This window comes from Actinospineispora acaciae DSM 45401, from assembly GCF_000620785.1.
In the GTDB taxonomy this organism is placed as follows: Bacteria; Actinomycetota; Actinomycetes; order Mycobacteriales; family Pseudonocardiaceae; genus Pseudonocardia; species Pseudonocardia acaciae.
In genome coordinates, this window is sequence record NZ_JIAI01000001.1 from 882460 (window position 1) to 903964 (window position 21505).

Below are 21505 nucleotides of genomic sequence, written 5' to 3' on the forward strand. Positions count from 1 at the left end.
CTTGTGCTTACGCGGTGGGCATGACGTCACCGCACGCGGAGCAGGTGCGGGCGTCGAGGTCGTCGAAGAACTTCCGGTAGGCGTTGCCGACCGGGTCGGTCCGGTAGTCGGCGACGTGCACGCTCTCCTCGTGCAGGAAGGTGTCGCAGGACGGGCAGAACCAGTGGAAGCGGTCCAGCTCGCCGGGGCGGCGCAACCGCTCGATCACCATGACGAACGCGTCCGGCGGGAAGCGCGGCGAGTGCGGGATGCCGGCGCGGGTGTAGATGGACGCGCCCTGCGGGATCACCGCGACGTCCTCGGTGCCGTCCGGGTTGCGGTAGTGCAGGTTCATCTGGCCTCGGATCATGAGCATCACCTCGTCGCTGGGGTTGAGGTGGAACTCGCTGCGGTACTCCCGTCCCCTGGCGATGAAGGCCAGCGACTCGCCCTCCTGCCAGAGCACCCTCACCCGCTCGCCGGCGCGGCCCAACTCGGCGGCCGTCCCGTCCAGGTCCACGATCGGCATCTGTACTTGTTCGCTCACGGTGCGGATGATGGCGGCCGGCCCGACCAGTGGCAACGGTCACATTCCGTTCATTGAAAGATCTGGGGTTGTCACAGCGGGACACCTAGTTCCGTCTGAGGGGGTCGAGAACGCGACAGAGACAGACGGAGGAGATCCCGATGCATGTATTCGTTGCCGGAGCCACCGGAGCCGTGGGCCGTCGGCTGGTGCCGAGGCTGCTCGCTCGCGGGCACCGGGTGACGGCCACCACCCGCTCCGCCGCCAAGGCGGGCGAGCTGCGCGCGCTCGGCGCGGACGCCGTGGTGCTGGACGGGTTGGACGCGGCCGCCGTGGGCCAGGCCGTCGCGGGCGCCCGGCCCGACGCCATCGTCCACCAGATGACGGCGCTGGCCGGCCAGCCGAACCTGCGCCGGTTCGACGACTGGTTCGCCACCACCAACGAGCTGCGGACGCAGGGGACGCAGCACCTGCTGGCCGCCGCGCAGGCCACCGGGGTCGAGCGGTTCGTGGCGCAGAGCTACACCGGCTGGACCAACGCCCGCACCGGCGGCCCGGTCAAGACCGAGGACGACCCGCTCGACGCCGAGCCGGCCGCCGCCCAGCGGAAGACGATGGCGGCCGTCCGGTTCCTGGAGCGGACGGTGCGGGACGCGCCGCTGGACGGGATCGTGCTGCGCTACGGCAACTTCTACGGCCCTGGGGCCTCGGAGTCGCAGGTGGAGCTGGTCCGGGCCCGCAAGCTGCCGATCATCGGGAGTGGCGCGGGCGTCTGGTCGTGGATCCACCTCGACGACGCCGCCGAGGCCACCATCGCCGCCCTGGAGCGCGGCACCGCCGGGGTGTACCAGATCGTCGACGACGAGCCGGCGCCGGTGGCGCAGTGGCTGCCCTACCTGGCCGAGGTGTTGGGCGCCAAGCCGCCGATGCGGGTGCCGGTGTGGTTGGGCAGGCTCGCCGCCGGTGAGGTCGCGGTGCGGTGGATGACCGAGAGTCGGGGCGCGTCCAACGAGAAGGCGAAGAACGCGCTTGACTGGCGCCCCGGGTTCGCGAGCTGGCGCGACGGGTTCCGCAACGGCCTTGTCGACGCACCGGCGCCCGGGGTGGCGTCGTGACGGAGACGGTGGAGACGCTGCGCCCGCTGCTGTTCTCGATCGCCTACCGCATGCTCGGGACCGTCAGCGATGCCGAGGACGTCGTCCAGGAGGCGTTCGCCCGCTACCAGCGGACCCTGCTGGACGGCACCGAGATCGGCTCGCCGCGCGCCTTCCTCTCGGCGGTGACCACCCGGCTGGCCATCGACCAGCTGCGCTCGGCTCGGGTGCGCCGGGAGTCCTACGTCGGGCAGTGGCTCCCGGAGCCGCTGCTCACCGACGGTGGCCGCGACGACCCGGCGCTGCACGCCGAGCGGGCCGACTCGCTGTCCATGGCGTTCCTGCTGGTGCTCGAGCGGCTCAGCCCGGTCGAGCGCGCGGTGTTCCTGCTGCACGACGTGTTCGACTACGGCTACCCGGAGATCGCGTCCATCGTCGGCAAGTCCGAGGCGAACTGCCGACAGCTCGCCGCCAGGGCGCGGCGCCACCTCGCGGACAGCAAGCCCCGGTTCGACGCCGCGCGGCGGGACCGCGAGGAGCTGGCCGCGCGCTTCTTCGCCGCGGTCGCGGACGGTGACGTCGACCAGCTCGTCGAGATGCTGGCCAAGGACGTCGTGGTGTACGGCGACGGCGGCGGGAAGGTCCCGCAGTGGTCGCGGCCCATCGTCGGCGCCGAGCGGGTGGCGAAGCTGCTCGCGAACCTCGGCAAGGGCATGCGCAACCTCGGCATCGGCATGCGCCCGCGCGAGGTCAACGGCCAGCCCGGCGTCATGGTGCTGGACGCCGACGGGCAGCTCACCAACGTCTTCGTGCTCGACATCGCCGACGGGGTGGTCCAGACCGTCCGCTCCGTCATCAACCCCGACAAGCTTCGCCACCTCGGACCGCTCGCCGACGTCCGCGCGCTGCGCGCCCAGCGCGGCCCGGACGCCGTGCCATCAACTGAGCCCGCGACCGAGCCGGCAACCGACTGACCCACCAACCGGAGGACCCACCGTGTCCGTCTCCCCCGCCGCCGACCCGATCCGAACCGAGCGCCGGCCTCCCGACCAGATAGTGGTACCCGTGGCCGTCGTGCTGTGCGGCCTGGTGATGGTGCTCGCCGGGATCTTCGCCCTCGGCTGGCCGATGGAGTTCGCCGAGTTCGTCCGTTTCGACCCCAACGAGCACTTCCTGCACGACGCCGGCGCCTTCCAGATCGGCATCGGCATCGGCCTGCTGCTCGCGCTGGTGTGGCGCGACGCGCTTCTCACCACGCTCGCCGCCTTCTGGGTGGCGAACACGGTGCACGCCTACAACCACGTGGCCGACCTGCACCTCGGGGGCCGGCTGTCGGACCCCTGGTTGCTGGGCACGCTGTCGGCGCTGGCCGCGATCGCGGTGTGGGCTCGGCTGCGCGCCCTCGGCTCTGTCGTCGGGTATGTCCGCCCGGCCATGACACGGGCGCTGGCCCCGTTTGCGGAGCAGAAGACGGTGGTGCTCACGACCTACCGCGCGAATGGGACGCCGGTGCCCACCGCGGTGAGCGTGGCGGTCGACGGTGACCGGGCCGTGGTGCGCAGCTTCCAGAAGGCCGGAAAGACACGGCGGCTGCGCAAGAACCCGTCGGTCGAGATCGCCCCGTCCACCGGGCGAGGCGTCCCGACGGGACCGGCCATTCGCGCGACGGCACGAATCCTGGACGGCGCCGAATCCCGTCGGGCGGCGCACCTGCTACGCCGCAAGTACCCGCTTCTGCACGGTCTGGTGGTGCCGCTGAGCCACCGCGCCGGGCGAGCGAAACTGGGGCGGACCGTCCATTTCGAGCTGACCCCGGTGGACGCCGCCTGATCGCGGTGGTGCGGGGGCGCGGCGTCAGTTCTCCTTGTGATAGGCCTCGAGCAGATCGGCCGGAATGCGGCCGCGGTCGGACACCTTCATGCCGCGCTTGCGAGCCCATTCCCGAATCGCCTGGTTCTGGTCCCGATCGACGGCCGTGCGCCGCGCCCCGCCCGATGCCGCACCACCGGAGCGGCGCCGACCACCGGGTCGCCGGGCGGCCGCCACATACGACCGCAGCGCTTCCCGCAACTTGCCTGCATTACCGCTCGACAGATCAATCTCGTAGTTCTTGCCGTCCAGCCCGAACTGAACCGTCTCGTCGGCCTTGTCTCCGCTCAGGTCGTCGACCAGCGAAACCGTGACCTTCTGCGCCATCTCAGCGGCCCTCCATACAACTCGACCCGTTCACGTTGCGCCCCTCCCGCGGCCCACCCCAACTGAGCCGACGCCACGATAAACCCCATTCAGCGCATCTGTCGAATCACCCATCCACAAATCACACCACCACAACACATCGGCACTCCGACTCGGTGACTCGAGTGCCCTGTGTTCCACACTCGCTGCGGTGCCGAGGACCCTCGTCACACTCGCCGAACGGATCGACAAAATGGCCGGCAGGCGATGGGAAACACTGTTGGGATAAGGTTGCGTTGTCCGTCGTCGAACGAACCGGGAGGTGAGACCCGTTACCGCCAGTTCAGGCTGGGCGCTCTCGGCTCACGGCCGCGCGGTCCGCGCGAGGTAGCCGGGCGAGAGCGTCCACGGCATCGCAAAGGCGCTCTCATGTCAGCTTTCTCGTCCGCACAGTCCCCACAGTCGCCGGCGATCGTCGCCAGGCTGCGGGCGTCCGGCTGTGTCTTCGCCGAAGAAGAAGCCCTGTTGCTGGCCGGCGCGGCGGCCACTCCGGATGATCTTGCGGCGATGGTGGACCGCCGGGTCAGCGGCGTGCCGCTCGAGCACGTGCTGGGCTGGGCGGAGTTCGCCGGCCTGCGGGTCGCCGTCGAGCCCGGCGTCTTCGTGCCCCGTCGCCGTACCGAGTTCCTCGTTGAACAGGCGGCCGCGCTCGCCGAACGCCGGCCCCGCGCCGTGGTCGTCGACCTGTGCTGCGGCTGCGGCGCCGTCGGCCTGGCGGTGGCCGCGCGGGCGCCCTCGGTCGAGCTGCATGCCGTCGACATCGACCCGGGCGCGGTTCGGTGCGCCCGCCGGAACCTGGCGGAGGTGGGTGGCCGGGTGTACGAGGGTGACCTTTACCGCCCGTTGCCGGCCGAGCTGAAGGGCCGGGTCGCCGTCGTGGTGGCCAATGCGCCGTACGTTCCCACCGATTCGATCGGGCTGATGCCCCCGGAGGCCCGGGAACACGAGCCCAGGGTGGCGCTGGACGGCGGGGCGGACGGGCTCGACATCGTGCGGAAAGTGATCGCCCCGGCGCGCGGCTGGCTGGCGCCGGGCGGTTGCGTGCTCGTCGAGTCCGGCGAGCGCCAGGCGCCCCGGGTCGTCGAGGCATTCGCGAACGGCGGCCTATTGCCGCGCGTCGCCGCGTCCGACGAACTGGCGGCGACGGTCGTCATCGGAACAATGCCGACCTGAACGCGAACAAAGAAACTCATGCCGTCTACACAATATAGACAATCGGTGGACACGCGAACCGCCAATGATATGAGCGGTGGTGTCAGGAGTTGTGCTGGGCGGTGTACGCCTCGCGCAGCTTGGCCGCGTGCAGGATGTGCTCGGCCATGCAACGGCGGGCGTCATACGGGTCACGCCGCTCGATGGCATCGATGATCCGCGCATGGTCGCCGGCCAGCGAGCGGGCGTTCTTGGGGTCCGCCCAGATGGTGATCCGAGGCGGGATGTACGACCACAGCGACGCCGCCTGCACGGCCACCAGTGAGGACCCCGAGTCGTAGATGGCGAAGTGCAATGCGCGGTTGAGCAGGGACAGTTGCGACTTGTCCTCGCTCTCCAGCGCGCTGTTCAGGTTCTCGTGGGCGGTGTGGATGCGCTCCAGCGCCGCGTCGTTCATGCGTTCCACGGCGAGCGAGGTGGCCAGGCCCTCGATCTCCGACCGGAGCAGGTAGAGGTCGCGCACCTCAGGCACGGACATGTCCTTCACCGTGGCGCCCCGGTGCGCCTCGTAGGCCAGCGTCCCCTCCGCCTCCAGCAGCCGGAACGCCTCCCGCACCGGGGTCGGGCTCACCCCGTACCGCTTCGCCACCTCGACCTGGCGCAGCGACTGGCCCGGGTGGACAGTGCCCTCGGCGATCTCCCGCCGCAGCCTGTCCAGAACATAGGCCGTCTTGCTCAGCGGAGGGCCGTCGGAAGTCCCCCGAGCGGCGGGCTGGGGCAACGTCGGCACGTCTCCACCTCTCGGTATTCACCCTGGTTCAGGGCACTGACCAGCATAGTCTAGCGCCAGCGGGGATCACTCGGCCCGCGTGCGACCCGCGCGGCGGGTTGTTTCGCCATGCCACTAGCCCCGGACCGGAACGTCAATATAATATCGAATTCACCCGCCAGTCGTAAGGAGCCGGGCATGGCCGACGCCGCCACCGCCGACCCCACCGCGAGCAGAATGGGCGGCCGGGCGGTCATCGCCGGCGCCATCGGGAACTTCATCGAGTGGTACGACTACGCGGTCTACGGCTACCTGGCCGGGACGATCGCGACGCTGTTCTTCCCGGCGGGCGACCGGCTGGCGGCGCTGCTGTCCACGTTCGCGGTGTTCGCCCTGGGGTTCGTGATCCGCCCGCTCGGCGCCGTGGTGTTCGGCCACCTCGGCGACCGGATCGGCCGGCGGCCCGCGCTGTCCGCCGCGATCATCCTGATGGGCCTGGCCACGTTCGCCATCGGCGTGCTGCCGACCTACGCCCAGATCGGCGCGTTCGCGCCCGCGCTGCTGGTGCTGGCCCGGCTGGCGCAGGGGTTCTCGGCGGGCGGCGAGTGGGGCGGTTCGGCCGCCTTCCTGGTCGAGCACGCTCCCCCGGGCCGGCGCGCGTTCTTCGGCAGCTGGCACCAGTTCGGGGTGGTCGGCGGGCTGCTCGCCGGGGCGTCGTTCACCGCGCTGCTGCCGGTGCTGCTCGGGGACGTGAGGTCGGGGTGGCGGATTCCGTTCCTGGTAGGGCTCGCGCTGGCCGCGATCGGCCTGTACGTGCGGCTGAGGATCGCCGAGACTCCCAGCTTCCGGGCGCTGGAGCGGACCGGGGAGGTGGCGCACGCCCCGCTGCGGGAGGCGGTGCGCGGCAACCGCCTGGCCACCCTGACCGCGTTCGGGATCGCGCTGCTGCCCGGGGTGGCCTTCTACGCGACCCTGGTGTACGTGCCGACCTATTTGGTCGAGGTGGTCGGGCTGTCCAGCGGGTGGGCGCTGTCCGCGACTGTGGTCGCGCTGGTGACCACCTTGCTGTTCACGCCGGTGATGGGCGCGCTGTCCGACCGGGTCGGCAGGCGGCCGATGCTGATCGCCGCCGGGGTGGGCTACGTGGTGCTGACCTATCCGGTGTTCCTGCTGCTGGCGCAGCGCGCGTTCGGGGCGGTGCTGGCGGCCGAGGTGCTGATCGGGCTGCTGTTTGCGGTGCTCGGCAGCGTGCTGCCGGCGACGCTGGTCGAGCTGTTCCCGACCCAGGTGCGCTACAGCGCGCTGTCCATCGGCTACAACTTCTCGGTGGCGGTGTTCGGCGGCACCGCCCCGTTCCTGGCGACGTTCCTGGTGGCGGTCACCGGCAGCCGCGCGTCACCGAGCTTCCTGGTGATCGCCGGCGGGTTGGTCTCGCTGGTGATCGCCTTCCGGATGCGCGAGACCTTCCGAGCTCCGCTCGGGTAGCCGCTCGGACGGCACAGAGATCGCGGCCATCGCGGCGGTGAACTCCGACGCCGACGGTGCCGCCGGCAGGCCGCGCAGGCTGGACAGCAGCCGCTCGCTGGTCGCCTGGTCGGCCAGCCGCCGGGCGCCGCCGAGGAACTTGGCGTCCAGGTCGCCCGTCGACATCGGGTTGCCCAGGCTGCCCGCGTTGTGCCGGACGTGCTGTTCGTGGCGGGTGCCGTCGTCCAGCTCGATGCGCACGCCGCCGGGGAACGCGCTGGGGTACTCGTCGTACTCCAGCACCTGGTAGTCGACCCGGCGGGCGATGTCCAGCACCCGCTGGTCGCGCAGCCGGTCGGCGCGGTAGCTGTCCAGCTCGAGGCCTCCGTCGACCACGGTGAGCGCCAGCGAGAACGGCAGGCTGAACCGGGCGTCGTAGACGGTGCGCGGGGCGCGCTTGGTCTCCAGCGGGTCGCACACCAGGTGCAGGTACGCCGACGGCACCAGCGCGGTGAGCCGGCGGATCCGGCCGGTGTCCGAGGGCCGCAGCCCCAGCCGCTCGCGCAGCGCGCGCCAGGCGTCCACCGGGGCGTGGATGCAATGGCCGGCCGGGTACGGCTTCGGCGCCACCCGGGTGCCCACCCACTCCCAGCCCAGGCCGTCCAGCGCGCTCGACGCGCCCTCCGGGGTCAGGTCGACGCCGGCGAACGAGCGATACACCCCGGACGGGCCCTCCAGCACCGTCGCCGGGCCGGTGGCGCCGCAGCGGGCCAGGCGCACGGCGGTGACCGCCGCGTTCGCCGCCCAGCCCGGGTGCATCTGCTTGGCGTCCGAGCCGTCGGAGAGGTACTCCATCAGGCCGGAGGCCATGCTGCCGGCCAGCCCGGCGGCGTTGACCGCCTCGGCCCGTCCCACGCCCAGCAGCCGGCAGGCCACGGCGGTCGCGGCGAAGATGCCGATGATCGCGGTCGGGTGGAAGCCGCGCTTCTGCAGCCGCCCCTCGGCCAGCACGCCCAGCCGGGCGGCCACCTCGTAGCCGATCACGCCGGCGGCCACGATGTCCCGACCGGTCGCGCCGGTCTCCTCGCCCAGCGCCAGCGCGGTCGGCGCGACCACCACGCTCGGATGGATCATGGTCGCGGGGTGCGTGTCGTCGTAGTCCATGCCGTGCGCGAGCATGCCGTTGGCCAGGCAGGCGTCGGTGGCCCTGGCGCGCAGGCCGCCGCTGGCCCAGACCGACGCCGGACCCGGGGCGGGGTCCGCGCGCACCAGCCGGGCGCCCGCCGTGCCCAGGTCGAAGCTCGCGCACGCCAGCGCCACCCCGACCGTGTCCAGGAAGCGCCCGGCCGCCCACTCCAGCAGGTCGTCGGGCACGGCGGCGCTCGGGTGGCCGAGCGCGAAGTCCATGATCCGCGCGCTCAGCGCGGGCTCGGTAGCCACTAGAACGGCGGGTTGTCGAGGCCGCGGTGGTCGAAGTGCGAGGGATACCGATAGTGGATCGACCGGTATCCCGGCGACTCGGGGTCGATGTCCACGTCGATGATCGTCGGCCGGCCGGCGGACAGCGCCTCCTTCACCGCCGGCTTGATCTCGTCGGGACTCCTGACGGTGACCCCGTTCGCGCCCAGCACCCGTCCCCAGGCCGCGAAGTCCACCCGGTGCGGCGCGCCGGACTCGGCGTCCACGTAGTCGGTCAGCGAGTGCCGGCCGTAGAACTTGATCATCTGCTCCCGCTCGATCTGCAGCGTCGAGTTGTTCAGCACGATCACCACGATCGGCAGCCCCTGCTCGGCGGCGGTGAGCATGGCCGATCCGGTCATCACGAACGAGCCGTCGCCGACCAGCACGACCGTCGGCTGCTCCGGGCGGGCCAGCGCGGCCCCGATCGCGCCCGGCACCGTCCAGCCCATCCGGTGGAACGCGCCGGAGTGGATGTAGTGCCTGCTCAGCGCGCGCAGGAACGGCGGGCCGAAGGACAGCGAGTGCCCGGTGTCGAACAGCACGTTCGCCTGGGGCGCCTGCTCCTCGACCACGTCGGAGACGTCGCTGAACACCCGGGCGTAGCCCATCGGCGCCGAGTCGTCCACGCGCAGCGGCTGGACCTGCTCGTGCCACTCCCGCCGCAGCTCGTCGAGCCGGTCCAGCCACGGCGTGCGGTCCGCCTGCCGGTGCCGGCCGAGCGCGTCGACCAGGCCGGTGATGGCCGAGCGGGCGTCCGAGACGATCGCCACCTCCGCCGGGTAGACCCTGGCCAGCTCGCCCTCGTCGATGTCGATGTGCACCAGCTTGGTGCTGCCGGGGATGTCGTGCAGGCTCCAGCCGCCGGTGTCGATGTCGCCGAACCGGGTGCCGATCCCGATCAGCACGTCGCACTCGCGGGCGGCCTGGTTGGCCTGCCCGGTGCCGGCGCGCCCGACGCAGCCGAGCGAGAGCCGGTGGTCCTCGGGCAGCGCGCCCTTGCCGGGCACGGCGGTCTCGACCGGGATGTCGAACCGCTCGGCCAGGGTGGCCAGCTCGTCCCAGGCTCGGGCGTTGTGGATGCCGCTGCTCACGCTGAGCAGCGGGCGTTGCGCCGTCGAGATCAGCGCGGCCGCACGCTCGATCGCCTCCGGGTCGGGGCCCGGGCGGCTCACCGTGGTCCAGCGCGCCAGGTCGGGCAGCTCGCGGACCTCGATCTCGGTGTGCTGGATGTCGAACGGGAGCTGCACCACCACCGGGCCGGGGCGCCCGCTGATCGCCGTCTTGTACGCCCGGGAGATCATCTCCAGCGCGGTGTCCGGCCTGGTCACGCTGAAGGACTGCTTGGTCACCGGCTTGAGGGTGAGCGGCCACTCCTCGGGGCCGTACCGGTAGTACTCCTCGATGCCGCCCCGCCCGTACCACTGGGTGGCCCCGCCGCCGGCGAGCACGAGCAGCGCCGAGGAGTCGAAGAACGCCGAGGCCACCGCCGGGGTGATGTTGGCGTTGCCCGGGCCGACCGAGGTGGTGACCACCGCCATCGGCGGCTGCCGGCGGGTCCGCCAGTAGCAGTCCGCCATGTGCACGGCGTGGTCCTCGCTGCGGCTGGCCACCGTCTTGATGGACGTCTCGTGGACCAGGGCGTCGAGCAGCGCCCAGTTCCCGTGGCCGTTGTAGCCGAAGCAGAACTCGGTGCCCGCTCCTTCGAGGGCCTTCGCGATCGCCGTGGCTACCCGCACGCGCACAGTTGACCTCCGTTTTTGTGTCCGATGGTGTATAGAATATTGGCTAGCCGGTCAGTCGTCTTCGCCCCTGTCGAGGTAACGGTGCGCGGCCAGCGCCGCGGTCGCGCCGTCGCCGGCCGCCGTGATCGCCTGGGACGCCGAGTCGGCCCGGATGTCCCCGGCGGCGAACAGGCCGGGCAGCCCGGTGCGCATCCCGCCGTCGGTCGCCACCCTGCCGTCGTCGTCGAGCGTGAGCAGCTCGCGCAGGAAGTCGGTCCTCGGCCGCAGCCCGATGTAGACGAACACGCCCGCGACCGCGTCCTCGACCACCTCTCCCCCGGCGACCCGCGTCCTGACCGCGCCCACCACCTCGTCGCCGAGCACCTCCTCGACGACCGACTCCGCGCGCACCTCGATGGCCGGGTGTTCGAGCACCCGGGTGCGGTAGGTGTGCTGGCCGCCGAGCTCGCGGCCCCGGTGGAACAGCAGCACCCGCTCCACGTGGTTGGTCAGCTCCAGCACCTCCAGCAGCGCGGAGTCGCCGCCGCCGACCACCGCGACGGTCTTGCCCCGGTGCAGCGGCCCGTCGCAGGTCGCGCAGTCGGACACCCCGCGGCCGTGCAGCCGGTCCGCCCCTGGCACGTCCAGCCGGCGCGCCTCGGAGCCGGTGGCGACGATGACGGCCGAGGCCTGGATCTCCCCCGCGCCGGTCGAGGCCACCCAGCCGCCGTCGGACTGGGTGATCTTCTCCAGCGAGCCGGGCAGGCACTCCACGCCGGCGTTGAGCGCCTGCTCCTGCAGCATCGGGCACAGGTCGTAGCCGGGCACGCCCTCGGGGAAACCGGGGAAGTCCTCGATTCGGCCCACGCTGATCAGGTGGCCACCGCCGGCGACCTCGTCGCCGAGCAGCAGGCCGGTCTTCCGGCCGTTGCGCGCCGAGAACAGCCCCGCCGTCAGCCCGGCCATCCCGCCGCCGGCAACCAATACCTCGAAACCGCTCACTACCTGATCGCCTCACCGGTCTCTGGGTGGAAGAAGTGCAGGTCGTCGGCGTCCAGCGGGACCTCGACGGTCTCACCGACCTTGACGGTGGCCGACGGCGAGAAGCGGGCGTAGACGGGTGTCTCGCCCGAGCCGGTGGGCACGGTGATCTGCACCAGCCGTTCGTGACCGAGCATCTCCACGTTCGACACCTGGCCGCGCAGCCGTGCCGCGGGCGTCACCGGCCGTGCCGCGTCGGTCACCTTCTCCGGGCGGATCCCGACCACGACCTCCGACCCTGCCAGATCGGCGAGCGCGGCGTGCCGCCCGCGCGGCACCGGGACGCGGTGCTCCCCCAACAGCCAGGACAGGCCGCCGTCGTCGCTGCCGTCCTCGGCGCGCCCCAGCGGGCAGTGCAGCAGGTTCATCCCCGGCGATCCGATGAAGGTGGCCACGAACGTGTTGGCCGGCGCGTCGTAGACCGCCTCCGGGGTGCCCGCCTGTTGCAGCACGCCGTCCTTCATGACGGCGATCCGGGTGCCCATGGTCATGGCTTCGACCTGGTCGTGGGTGACGTACACGGTGGTCACGCCGAGCTGGCGCTGCACGCCGGAGAGCTCGGAGCGCATCTGCATCCGCAGCTTGGCGTCCAGGTTGGACAGCGGCTCGTCCAGCAGGAACGCCTGCGGTTGGCGCACGATCGCCCGCCCCATCGCGACGCGCTGCCGCTGTCCGCCGGACAGCGCCCTGGGCTTGCGCGCGAGCAGCTCCTCCAGGCCCAGCAGCGCCGCCGCCTCCTTGACCCGGCCCTGGACCTCGGCGGTGCGCATCCGGGCACACCGCAGCGGGAACGCGATGTTCTCGAACACCGTCATGTGCGGGTACAGGGCATAGTTCTGGAACACCATGGCTATGTCGCGCCGGCGCGGCTCGACGGCGTTGACCAGCCGGCCGCCGATGTGGATCTCGCCCTCCTCGATCGTCTCCAGGCCGGCGATCATGCGTAGCGCCGTCGTCTTCCCACACCCGGACGGCCCGACGAAGATCATGAACTCGCCGTCCGCGATCCGCAGGTTCAGGTCCTTCAGCGCGCGGGTGCCGCCCGGGTAGACCTTTCCCAGGTTGTGGAGGTCAATGGCTCCCATGTCAGCCTCTAATCCCGCCGGCGAAACCGCGAACGAACCGGCGTTGAGCGATGAAGAAAATGCACAACATCGGCATGATGGCGATCGTGGCTCCCGCGAAAATGATGTTCCATTGCGTGTAGTTCTCGTTGACGAACGTGTTCAGTGCGAGCGGCAGGGTGGCGATAGGAGTGCCGCTCATGAAGATCAGCGCGAGGAAGAAGTCGTTCCACACGATCAGGCCGGCGAGCATCGCCACCGTGGTCGTGATGGGCCGCAGCAGGGGCACCACCACGCGGAAGAACGTCCGGAACAGGCCGGCGCCGTCCACCTGCGCGGCCTCCTCGTACTCGGTGGGCAGCGCGCGGATGAACCCGGTGTAGAGGAACACCGCGAACGGCAGGATGCCGGCGGTGTGCAGGATGACCATGCCGTGATAGGTCGCGAGCAGGCCGAACGCGCGCATCGCCACGTACACCGGGACCAGCCCGAGGGTGGCCGGCATGATGAACCCGACCACGAACAGCACGTAGAGGCCCCGGCTGAGCAGCGAGGTCCGCCGGGCCAGCACGTACGAGGTCAGGGCCGCCACCAGCACCAGGCAGGCGACGCTGGCCACCGTCATCACGGCGCTGTTGAACAACGCCCTGCCCATGCCGCCGGTGACCCCGCCGCTGGTCCAGGCCTGGGCGTAGTTTCCCCATTCCACGTCGAACAATGGCGTCAACGGCGACTCGTTGAAGTCGCTGGTGGACTTCAACGAGATCTCGATGAGCAAATAGAACGGAAGCGCGAATATCACCGCCAGCAGCACCATCAGCGCCTCGCGGACCAACGACCAGGCCGTGTACCTCACGACAGCCGCCTTTCCCGTCGCCGTTGGAACATGAGGTTCGCGATCCCGAGCACCGAGATGAGCACGGTCATGACCAGCGCGATCGCGGCGCCGAAACCGAACCGCCCGACCACGAACGTCTGGTCGTACACCTGGGTGGCGAGGGTCTCCGTGGTGTACACCGGGCCGCCCGAGGTCAGCGCGAAGACCTGGTCGAAGACCCGCAGCCCGAGGATCAGCATCAGGGTGGACACCACCGTGCTGGCCGGCGCGAGCAGCGGCAGGATGATCCGCCGCAGCCGCATCCACAGCCCGGCGCCGTCGATCATGGCGGCCTCCTCCAGCTCGTCCGCCACGCCCTGCAGCCCGGCCAGGTAGATGATCATGGCCTGGCCGGAGTACTGCCAGACCATCACGACCAGCACCGTCCAGATCGCGGTGTTCGGGTCGCCGAGCCACTCGTGGCGCCAGGACTCCAGGCCGAGCGAGTCGAACGCCCTGTTCAGCGCGCCGTCGTAGGTGAAGATGTACTGCCAGATGTAGGTCACCGCCAGCGGGCTGAGCACCACCGGGGCGAAGAACACCGTGCGCATCACGTTGCGCGACTTGAGCGTGCGGTTCAGCGCCAGCGCCAACCCGAGGCCGGCCACGTTGACCAGCACGACGAAGCAGCCGGCCAGCAGGAAGGTGTGCAGCAGCGCGCCGCGTTGCACGGGCGAGCCGATGATCTCCCGGAAGTTGTCCAGCCCGATGAAGTCCGGCGCGCCCACCCCGTCCCAGTTGGTGAACGCGTACACCGCGCCGATCAGGGGCGCGGCGAAGTGCATGGTCACCAGCAGCACGATGCCGAGCAGCGCGAGCAGCCACGGCGGGCGGCGGGCACCGCCCGCCCGCCGCCGGCCGAGCTTGGGCGACGGGGGTGCCTCCTCGGCGTTGACGAGGGTGGCCGTCACGGGTTGGCCGCCCACGCGTCGTCCATCGCCCGCAGGATGTCGTCAACCTTGACCTGGCCGTTGTAGAGGCCGGTCATGGCCTTGTAGGCGGCCTGTGCCGGGGCCTCGGACGGCCACATGATGCCGGCCCCGAGCGCGAACTTGCCCTGCTTGGCCAGCGGTTCGAGCGGGCCGAGGAAGTCGGGAAGCTCGCCCCGGGACATCATGGCCGGGGAGAACGCCCCGGTGTTGCGCGCGAGCTCGTCGCGGTGCTGCGCCATGTAGTCCAGGAAGACCAGCGCCTCCGGGATGTGCTTGGAGTCCTTCGGGATCGACGACCCGCCGACCTCCAGGGGCAGCGCCGTGCCCAGCCCGCCCGGAACCGGCGCCGCCGCCCACTTGCGCTGCGGGTTGCGCGCCGTGAGGTAGGTGGCCGCCGTGGACGGGCCGATGCCCATCAGCGACTTGCCGGAGACCTGCATCCGCTTGCCCTCTTCGGTGGTGCGGCCCGCCCCACCCGGGTAGTAGCAGTCGGCGTTGATCATGTCCTGGACCTGCTGGAACACCTTGTGCCAGCCCGGGGTGGACTGGAAGGTGGTCTTGCCGGCCGCGCGTTTGGCGTCCCAGTCGGGCTCCTGGCTGTAGACGTTCGCGGCGGCGAAGGACTGCAGCAGCATCCGGTTGCCGGCCATGTCGGCGGCGCCGGCGACGAACGCGTACGTCCCGTGCTCCCGCGCCTGCTTGCAGAGCGCGAGCAGCTGGGCGAAGTCCTGCGGCGGCTTGAGCCCGAACTTCTCCATGTCCGGGACCGTGTAGTCCATGAACTGCGTGGAGAGCCCGCCGACCAGGCTGTACACCTTGCCCTCGTAGGTGGCCGTCGGCTTGAGCAGCTCGGGCAGGTCGCGCGCCCACGGCCGGTCGCTGAGGTCGACCAGCTTGCCGGCCTTGGCGAGCTTGTACAGCGACAGGCCGGTCGAGCCGCCGCCCGAGCCGGGGCTGGGGCCGATGATGTCGGGCGGGTTGCCGGCCTGCAGCTGGGTGGTCTCCACCTGGCCGAGCTTGACCGTGGGGATGTACTGCACGTTCATCTTGATCTTGGGATGGCTGGCGTTGAACGCGGCGATGATCGGCTCGGTGCCGTCCTTGGTGGCGGTCGAGTCGTACATCCGCAGCGTCACGACCCCCGACTCACCGCCGCCGCACGCCGCCAGCACCAGCGCGGCCACCAGCGCTGTCACCACTGCGCTGCCCGGCCGCGCCAGCTTGCGCGCAACAGGCCTCATTGCCCCTCACTCCTTCGTGTAGCGAGCTAGCTCAGCGCCACTCGTCGATCGACACCGAGCGCCCGGAGAGCATGCGTTCCTGTGGCGTGCCGTTGCCCCAGCCCTCGAACACCCGCCAGCTCGCGGTGGTCCGGCCGCCCATCACGATCACGTGGATGTCCTCCGGCACGTTGATCGGGATCAGGTCGTCGGGCCCGGCCTTCAGGTAGCTCGCCCACGGCTCGACGCCCTCGCGCCCGCGCCGGCCGAAGAACAGGTCCTGCAGGCCCTGCCCCCACCACAGCCCGGCCCGGACGCGCGCGTTGTCCGCGACCCACTCGATCAGGTCCTGCCGGTGGGTGAACCCGTGGTGCTCGACCAGGGTCTGCGCCGCCAGCGGGTCGAGCACGATGATCGCTCCCCCGCCGCCGCGCATCGCGCCGAACACTCGCAGCGCGTTCTCCCGCCAGTTCTCCCCCAGCCCGCCGGCCGTCACCATGGTCCGCACGCCCATGAACACGGTGGCCGTGCTGTCCTCCGCCGCGAAGCCGTAGCGCAGGTGGTAGGGCTCCCACGGGCTGTACTCCTCGTTCTCCGCGAACGTGAGGTTGGTGAACGAGAACGGGTTGCCCAGCGTGCCCATGTAGCTGATCCCGGGCACCGAGCCGCCCTGCAGGTTCTGCGAGCCCAGCCCGTAGGCACGTCCGATCGTGACGTTGGAGTGCCCGTACGGGCCCATCGCGCCGATGCCCGAGTTCATCTTGATCTGCTCGCGGATGGGGCCGTTCACGACCACCATCGGCGCCATCGAGGAGATGCTGCTGTGCCGGGCGGAGTAGCCGCTGCCCAGCAGCGCCAGGATCACCGGGAAGTACTCCGGCCTGGCCCCGGCCATCACCGCGTTCACGGCGGCCTGCTCGACGGTGAACTCCCAGTAGTCCCTGGTGGACGCCGCGCGCAGCTTGCCGACCACCTTGTCCGGCGGGTGGCTGGTGCCGGCCAGCATGGCCTCGACGCGCTCCTCGGTCGGCAGCACCACGGGCAGCTGGTCGGTCCAGCCGTTCTCCGCGAAGGCGGCGAGCAGGTTCTCCTCGGTGTCCGGGTCGAGCAGCCGCGACTTGGACTGCTCGAAGGCCATGCCGGCGATGTCCCTGTCGTCCAGCGGCCTGGTCAGCCCGTCCAGCAGGTCCTCGGCGAACGCGTTCTTGGAGATCGGGTTGGTGCCCTCGATGTAGGCCCGAAGCTCGGCCGAGGTGCGCCCCTGCACCGGGGACGGGACGAAGGCGTGGCGCAGGGTGCCGATGCCGGCCAGCCGGCTGGTGGAGGCCACCAGGCGGTGGAACGCATCCGCGTGGACGGAGACGGTGGGAACCCGGTACTCGGACTCGAGCCGGGTGGCGTGGCCGGCGACCGCCGGCGCGCAACCGCTTCAAAGGCCTACCCCGAGTATCGCCGCGTCGCCCTCGGACTGGATCCGGGAGTACAGGTCGGGGGCCGGGCTGAACGGCGTCTCCATGTGGACGACGACGGTCTCGACGTCGGGCAGGCTCTGGGCGTACGACGCGCGCAGCTGCGTCATGAAGTCACCGGAGTTCTCGAACCCCACGTCGACCAGGAACACCCGCTTGCCCGACAGGCTCGCCGGCCGAGGCGCCAGCGACTTCGCGCCCACGACCGGCGCGTTGCCCTCGGGGTTGTGGACCGTGATCTTGCCCGCCATTGCGCGTTCCTCTCCGTCCTCGTCCCCGCCCCGGGGCGCCAGCCGTCACGCATCGATTCGCCCGCGTCCTCGGATGGCTCTGCTGATGGGGTACGCGAGCGACCTGCTGGCCAGACGGAGCGGATGACGCCCCGCTGCGTCCTCGGGCTTCGGGTGCGCTCGAGGCAGGTTCTATAGTAAATAGACTGCCTTCGATGGTCTCGGCTGTCAACAGCTCCCGTCGCTTGACTGGATACACATTGCATGCAATCATGCTCCGCGACTGCGCGAAACCCCTGGTGCAGCCCGCGATCTCCGCCACCTCCGCCACCGTGAGTGGGACAATGACAAAGAAGTTCGCGCTTGTGTTCCTGGTCGTCGTGGCTCTTGCCCTGAGCTCGTGCAGCGGCGGGCAGGGTGATCCGGCCAACGCCCCCGGCCTGGCTTCGGGCGATCCTCGGATAGCCGAGCTGTACCGGGCCGCGCTGCAAGAAGGCCAGGTCACGCTGTACAGCCACGTGACCGCGACCGAGGAGATCTCGGCGTTCGTGGACGCCTTCAAGAAGGAGTTCCCCGGCATCGAGGTCCAGGTGACCAACAAGATCGGCTCGGCGATCCTGACGACCTTCCTGAGCGAGAAACGGGCCGGCAAGGACGTCGCGGACGTCATCCAGTACCCGGGCCTGGAGCCGTTCCAGAACGAGTTTCGGACCGAGGGTCTCGTCCAGGAGTACACCCCCTCCACCGCGGCCAAATACCCGGCGGAGGCGTCGGTGCCCGGCATCGCCTATCCCTGGCTGGCCTATACGACGGGGGCCGCGTACAACTCCGACAAGATCACGCCTCGGGAGCTGGAGCTGCTGCGGACCTATCAGGGCTGGGCCGACCCGTCCTGGAAGGGGCGGATCGACGCCGGCAGCCCGGGCTCCGCGTCCCTGCAGCACGCGGTGTTCTACTGGACGCAGGTGGACCAGCAGTTGGGCCGGCGCTGGTTCGAGGGGTTCGCGGCGAACCGGCCGGTCGCTTTCGTGAGCCCGACGCCGGCGGTGGAACGGGTGATCGCGGGCGAGTTCGTGGCCAGCTACCCCTCGCTGTCCGCCGTGGCCGCGCGCGCCATGGACAACGGCGCGCCGATCGGCTGGGCGACCCAGGAGTACGCCGTCACCGTCCCCGGGCTCGTCGGCCTCGCCAGCCGTGCGCCGCACCCGAACGCGGCGAAGCTGATGGTGGAGTTCACGCTCAGCGACGCCGGCCAGCGGGCCATGGTGGACGCGGTCAAGGCGGACTCGCTGCGCACCGACCTGAACCTCAGCCCGGTCCAGGGGAACCAGCGGTTCGACCAGCCCAAGAGGCGGGTGTACGTCCAGTCGGACGTGTTCGCCAAGCAGGGTCGCGCCGCCGTCGACCTGTGGAACCAGTTCATCGGCCCGGGTCGAAATTGACCACTACATCCTGGCTGTCCGACGGCAGGAACAAGGTGGCCGCCCTGACGGCGCCGCTGTACCTGGTGATCGCGGTGATCGTCCTGGTGCCGCTGCTCTACCTCGGGTACGCGTCGATCCGCTCCGGCGCGCCCGGCGACCCCACCGCCGGCTACACCGGCCAGAACATCAGGACGGTGCTGACCGAGGCCAGCTACCGGCGGGTGCTGCTGAACACGCTCACCGTGGCCGGCCTGGTGACGGTGCTGGCGACCGCGCTGGGCTCGTGCATGGCGTGGCTGGTCGGTAGGACGAACGTGCCGGGTCACCGGCGGCTGGAGCTGCTGGTGCCGCTGCCGTTGTTCCTGTCCCCGTTCGCCGGCGGCGTCGCGTGGGTGTTCCTCGGTTCGAAGAGCGCCGGGCTGATCAACGTGGCGTACCGGTGGCTGACCGGCGGCGACGGCGCGCTGGTGAACATCTTCAGCTTCGGCGGCCTGGTGTTCACCATGGTGCTGTTCATGGCGCCGTACGCCTACCTGTTCACGCTCGGCCCGCTGCGCAACATGGACGGTTCGCTGGAGGAGGCGTCCCGGGTGCACGGCGGCTCGCACTGGCGGACGCTGACCCGGGTCACGCTGCCGCTGGTGCTGCCCGGCATGACCGCCGCGCTGCTGATGATCTTCGTGCTGTCCGCCGAGATGTTCAGCCTGCCGAGCCTGATCGGCATGCCGGCCGAGTACTACACGCTGCCGTTCCTCATCTACCAGGCCACCCACTTCTCGCCGCCCAACTGGGGCCTCGCCTCGGCCGCCGGGCTGGTGCTGCTGCTGATCGTGATCGTGGGCGTGCTGTTGCAGAAGCTGGCCACCAGAACGAGCGAGCGGTTCGTCACGGTGAGCGGCAAGGGGTTCGGCGCGGGTCGGGTGGACATCGGGCGGTGGCGCTGGCTCGGCGCGCTTGTGTGTTACGGGTATGTGGCGGTGGCGATGGTGCTGCCGATCGCGGCGCTGCTCATGGGCTCGCTGATGCGGTACTTCACGTCGTCGTTCTCCGCCAAGCTGTTCACCTTCAACAACTGGGTGCGGGTGCTCTCCTCGGAGGGCCTGCGCTCGGCGCTGAAGAACACGCTGATCGTCGCGGCGGTCGGCCCGCTCATCGGCCTGGCGCTGGCGTTCGCGCTGTCGTACCTGTGGCAGCGGCTGCGGGCGCCGTTCGGGCGCACGGCGGAGACGGTGGCCATGCTGCCGGTCGCGATTCCGGGCGTGGTGCTCGGCGTCGGGTTGGTGTGGGCCTTCGTGGCCACTCCCCTGTACGGCACGCTGGGCATCCTGTTCGTGGCCTACGTCGCGCGGTACCTGCCGCACAGCCTGCGCATCTTCCAGTCCTCGCTGGTGCAGATCCATCCCGAGCTGGACGAGGCGTCCCGGGTGGCGGGCGCGGGCATCGGCCGGACCCTGGCGAGCGTGACGCTGCCGTTGCTGCGGCACTCGGCGCTGTCGGCCTGGGTGCTGCTGTTCATCCTGATGATCCGGGAGCTGAATGTGGCGATCATGGTCTATACGCCGAACACGACAGTGCTTCCGGTGCTGCTGTGGAGCGAGGTCGAGGCCGGCCAGTACGGCGCGGCGGCGACCATCGCGATGCTTGAGGTGATCATCATCGCGGTGGCGTTCGTCCTGGCCCGGCGGCTGTTCCGGGTCGACCTGGTCAACACGATGGCGCGCGGCCGATGACCGCGGCGGATCCGGCGCTGATCGAGGTCGCCGGCGTGGTCAAGGAGTACCGGGGGCACACCGCGCTGCGCGGCATCGACCTCTCGGTGGCCGAGGGCGAGTTCCTCTGCCTGCTCGGGCCCAGCGGCTGCGGCAAGACGACGCTGCTGCGCTCCATCGCCGGGCTCGAGGCCATCGACGGCGGGCGGATCAGCGTGCGCGGCGAGGTGCTCTCCGAGCCGGGGCGCACGGTGCCGGCGGAGCGGCGCAACCTCGGGATGGTCTTCCAGTCCTACGCGCTGTGGCCGCACATGACGGTCTTCGGCAACGTCGCGTACGCGTTGAAGACCAAGAGCTGGCCCAAGGCGCGCATCCCCGAGCGGGTGGCCGAGGTGCTGGACATGGTCGGTCTCGGCGGGCTGCAGGACAGGTTCGCCGCGCAGCTGTCCGGCGGGCAGATGCAGCGGGTGGCGCTGGCGCGCAGCCTGGCGCCGGAGCCGAGCGTGCTGTTGTTCGACGAGCCGCTGAGCAACCTGGACGCCAAGCTGCGCGAGCGGATGCGTTTCGAGCTGCGCGCCATCCAGCGCCGGGTCGGGATCACGGCGGTCTACGTCACGCACGACCAGGCCGAGGCGATGGTGGTCGCGGACCGGATCGTGCTGCTCAAGGACGGCGACGTGCACCAGTCCGGCTCGGCCGCGGAGCTGTACGAGTGGCCGGCCAGCGCGTTCGCCGCCGACTTCATGGGCAGCACGAACATCGTCGAGGCCGACGTGGTCGCGCCGGCGTCGGGCGAGGCGGGCTTCCGCTGGCCGGACGGCCGGGTGGTGACCGGCCAGCTGCCGGACCGGCTGCGCGACGCCACCAGGGTGATCACCAGCATCCGGCCCGAGCACGTGGCGGTGCACGCCGTGCGCCCGACCGACCCGCCGGGCGGCACCGTGCTCGACGCCGAGCTGGAGGACCTGGTGTACCTGGGCAACCTCGCCGAGGGGTACCTGCGGGTGGGCACCACGCGGCTGCGCGCCCAGCTCGCGGCGGAGCGGGCCGCCGAGCTGAAGGCCGGCATGCCGGTGTGGGCGGTGCTGGAGAACAAGTGGGTGCGCGCCGTGGACGGCGCCGAGCAAGGAGACTGAGA

20 protein-coding genes are annotated in these 21505 nt (G+C 70.8%); 8 read left to right on the forward strand and 12 right to left on the reverse strand.

The window, feature by feature from the left end; genetic code table 11:
- Positions 1–7: 7 nt before the first annotated feature.
- Positions 8–526, reverse strand: a complete 519-nt coding sequence (locus N912_RS0104325; RefSeq protein ID WP_245645174.1) for a 3-hydroxyanthranilate 3,4-dioxygenase — start codon at positions 524–526, stop codon at positions 8–10.
- Positions 527–666: 140 nt separating this feature from the next.
- Here N912_RS0104325 and N912_RS0104330 point away from each other — a divergent pair, with 140 nt between their 5' ends.
- From N912_RS0104330 to N912_RS61790, 3 genes are read left to right on the forward strand one after another with little or no spacing between them, the layout of a single operon-like run.
- Positions 667–1620, forward strand: a complete 954-nt coding sequence (locus N912_RS0104330) for an NAD-dependent epimerase/dehydratase family protein (protein ID WP_037062787.1) — start codon at positions 667–669, stop codon at positions 1618–1620.
- Entirely contained in the window at positions 1617–2573 is a 957-nt protein-coding gene (locus tag N912_RS49380) for an RNA polymerase sigma-70 factor (RefSeq protein ID WP_084210577.1), read from the forward strand. Before N912_RS0104330 ends, N912_RS49380 begins: the two co-directional genes overlap by 4 nt.
- 22 nt (positions 2574–2595) lie before the next feature.
- Positions 2596–3429 (forward strand): PPOX class F420-dependent oxidoreductase, encoded by an 834-nt coding sequence (locus N912_RS61790; protein ID WP_245645175.1) that lies wholly within the window; start codon positions 2596–2598, stop codon positions 3427–3429.
- Between the two features lie 24 nt (positions 3430–3453).
- Here the strand turns inward: N912_RS61790 and N912_RS0104345 are convergent, their stop codons facing one another.
- The gene (locus N912_RS0104345; RefSeq protein WP_028921475.1) at positions 3454–3795 is read right to left on the reverse strand and encodes a histone-like nucleoid-structuring protein Lsr2; all 342 of its coding nucleotides are present in this window, start codon (positions 3793–3795) and stop codon (positions 3454–3456) included.
- Between the two features lie 408 nt (positions 3796–4203).
- On the opposite strand from N912_RS0104345, the gene N912_RS0104350 reads away from it, so the two are divergent.
- Complete coding sequence (locus N912_RS0104350; protein ID WP_028921476.1) at positions 4204–5007, forward strand: putative protein N(5)-glutamine methyltransferase; 804 nt, start codon at positions 4204–4206, stop codon at positions 5005–5007.
- Between the two features lie 82 nt (positions 5008–5089).
- Here the strand turns inward: N912_RS0104350 and N912_RS0104355 are convergent, their stop codons facing one another.
- A complete protein-coding gene (locus N912_RS0104355) occupies positions 5090–5776 on the reverse strand; it encodes a GntR family transcriptional regulator (RefSeq protein ID WP_051579597.1) in 687 nt (228 codons plus the stop codon).
- A gap of 177 nt (positions 5777–5953) precedes the next feature.
- Here N912_RS0104355 and N912_RS0104360 point away from each other — a divergent pair, with 177 nt between their 5' ends.
- Complete coding sequence (locus N912_RS0104360; protein ID WP_051579600.1) at positions 5954–7240, forward strand: MFS transporter; 1287 nt, start codon at positions 5954–5956, stop codon at positions 7238–7240.
- Here N912_RS0104360 and N912_RS49385 read toward each other — a convergent pair.
- The 9 genes from N912_RS49385 to N912_RS0104405 form a co-directional block, all read right to left on the reverse strand.
- Positions 7151–8659, reverse strand: a complete 1509-nt coding sequence (locus N912_RS49385) for an MmgE/PrpD family protein (protein ID WP_051579602.1) — start codon at positions 8657–8659, stop codon at positions 7151–7153. The two genes, N912_RS0104360 and N912_RS49385, sit on opposite strands and share 90 nt — an antisense overlap.
- Positions 8659–10422 (reverse strand): thiamine pyrophosphate-binding protein, encoded by a 1764-nt coding sequence (locus tag N912_RS0104370; RefSeq protein ID WP_028921479.1) that lies wholly within the window; start codon positions 10420–10422, stop codon positions 8659–8661. The genes N912_RS49385 and N912_RS0104370 overlap by 1 nt, the downstream gene beginning before the upstream one ends.
- A 51-nt stretch (positions 10423–10473) precedes the next feature.
- A complete protein-coding gene (locus N912_RS0104375) occupies positions 10474–11403 on the reverse strand; it encodes an NAD(P)/FAD-dependent oxidoreductase (RefSeq protein WP_028921480.1) in 930 nt (309 codons plus the stop codon).
- Positions 11403–12527, reverse strand: a complete 1125-nt coding sequence (locus tag N912_RS0104380) for an ABC transporter ATP-binding protein (protein WP_028921481.1) — start codon at positions 12525–12527, stop codon at positions 11403–11405. Before N912_RS0104380 ends, N912_RS0104375 begins: the two co-directional genes overlap by 1 nt.
- 1 nt (position 12528) lies before the next feature.
- Positions 12529–13362 (reverse strand): carbohydrate ABC transporter permease, encoded by an 834-nt coding sequence (locus N912_RS0104385; RefSeq protein WP_028921482.1) that lies wholly within the window; start codon positions 13360–13362, stop codon positions 12529–12531.
- On the reverse strand, positions 13359–14309 hold the full coding sequence (locus N912_RS0104390) for a carbohydrate ABC transporter permease (RefSeq protein WP_211261123.1): 951 nt from the start codon (positions 14307–14309) through the stop codon (positions 13359–13361). The genes N912_RS0104385 and N912_RS0104390 overlap by 4 nt, the downstream gene beginning before the upstream one ends.
- A complete protein-coding gene (locus N912_RS59925) occupies positions 14291–15556 on the reverse strand; it encodes an ABC transporter substrate-binding protein (protein WP_084210578.1) in 1266 nt (421 codons plus the stop codon). The genes N912_RS0104390 and N912_RS59925 overlap by 19 nt, the downstream gene beginning before the upstream one ends.
- Positions 15557–15587: 31 nt before the next feature.
- A complete protein-coding gene (locus N912_RS59930) occupies positions 15588–16865 on the reverse strand; it encodes a hypothetical protein (RefSeq protein WP_028921485.1) in 1278 nt (425 codons plus the stop codon).
- A gap of 99 nt (positions 16866–16964) precedes the next feature.
- Positions 16965–17255, reverse strand: coding sequence for a UGSC family (seleno)protein (locus N912_RS0104405; RefSeq protein WP_028921486.1), 291 nt, complete (start codon positions 17253–17255; stop codon positions 16965–16967).
- A 323-nt stretch (positions 17256–17578) separates the two neighbouring features.
- On the opposite strand from N912_RS0104405, the gene N912_RS0104410 reads away from it, so the two are divergent.
- Genes N912_RS0104410 through N912_RS49400 form a run of 3 tightly spaced genes read left to right on the forward strand, consistent with a single transcriptional unit; the run spans position 17579 to position 21503 of the window.
- On the forward strand, positions 17579–18676 hold the full coding sequence (locus N912_RS0104410; protein WP_169747803.1) for an ABC transporter substrate-binding protein: 1098 nt from the start codon (positions 17579–17581) through the stop codon (positions 18674–18676).
- Positions 18673–20388: an ABC transporter permease gene (locus N912_RS0104415; protein WP_028921488.1), complete on the forward strand. Its 1716-nt coding sequence runs from the start codon at positions 18673–18675 to the stop codon at positions 20386–20388. Before N912_RS0104410 ends, N912_RS0104415 begins: the two co-directional genes overlap by 4 nt.
- A complete protein-coding gene (locus N912_RS49400) occupies positions 20385–21503 on the forward strand; it encodes an ABC transporter ATP-binding protein (protein ID WP_037062789.1) in 1119 nt (372 codons plus the stop codon). The genes N912_RS0104415 and N912_RS49400 overlap by 4 nt, the downstream gene beginning before the upstream one ends.
- Positions 21504–21505: the final 2 nt, after the last annotated feature.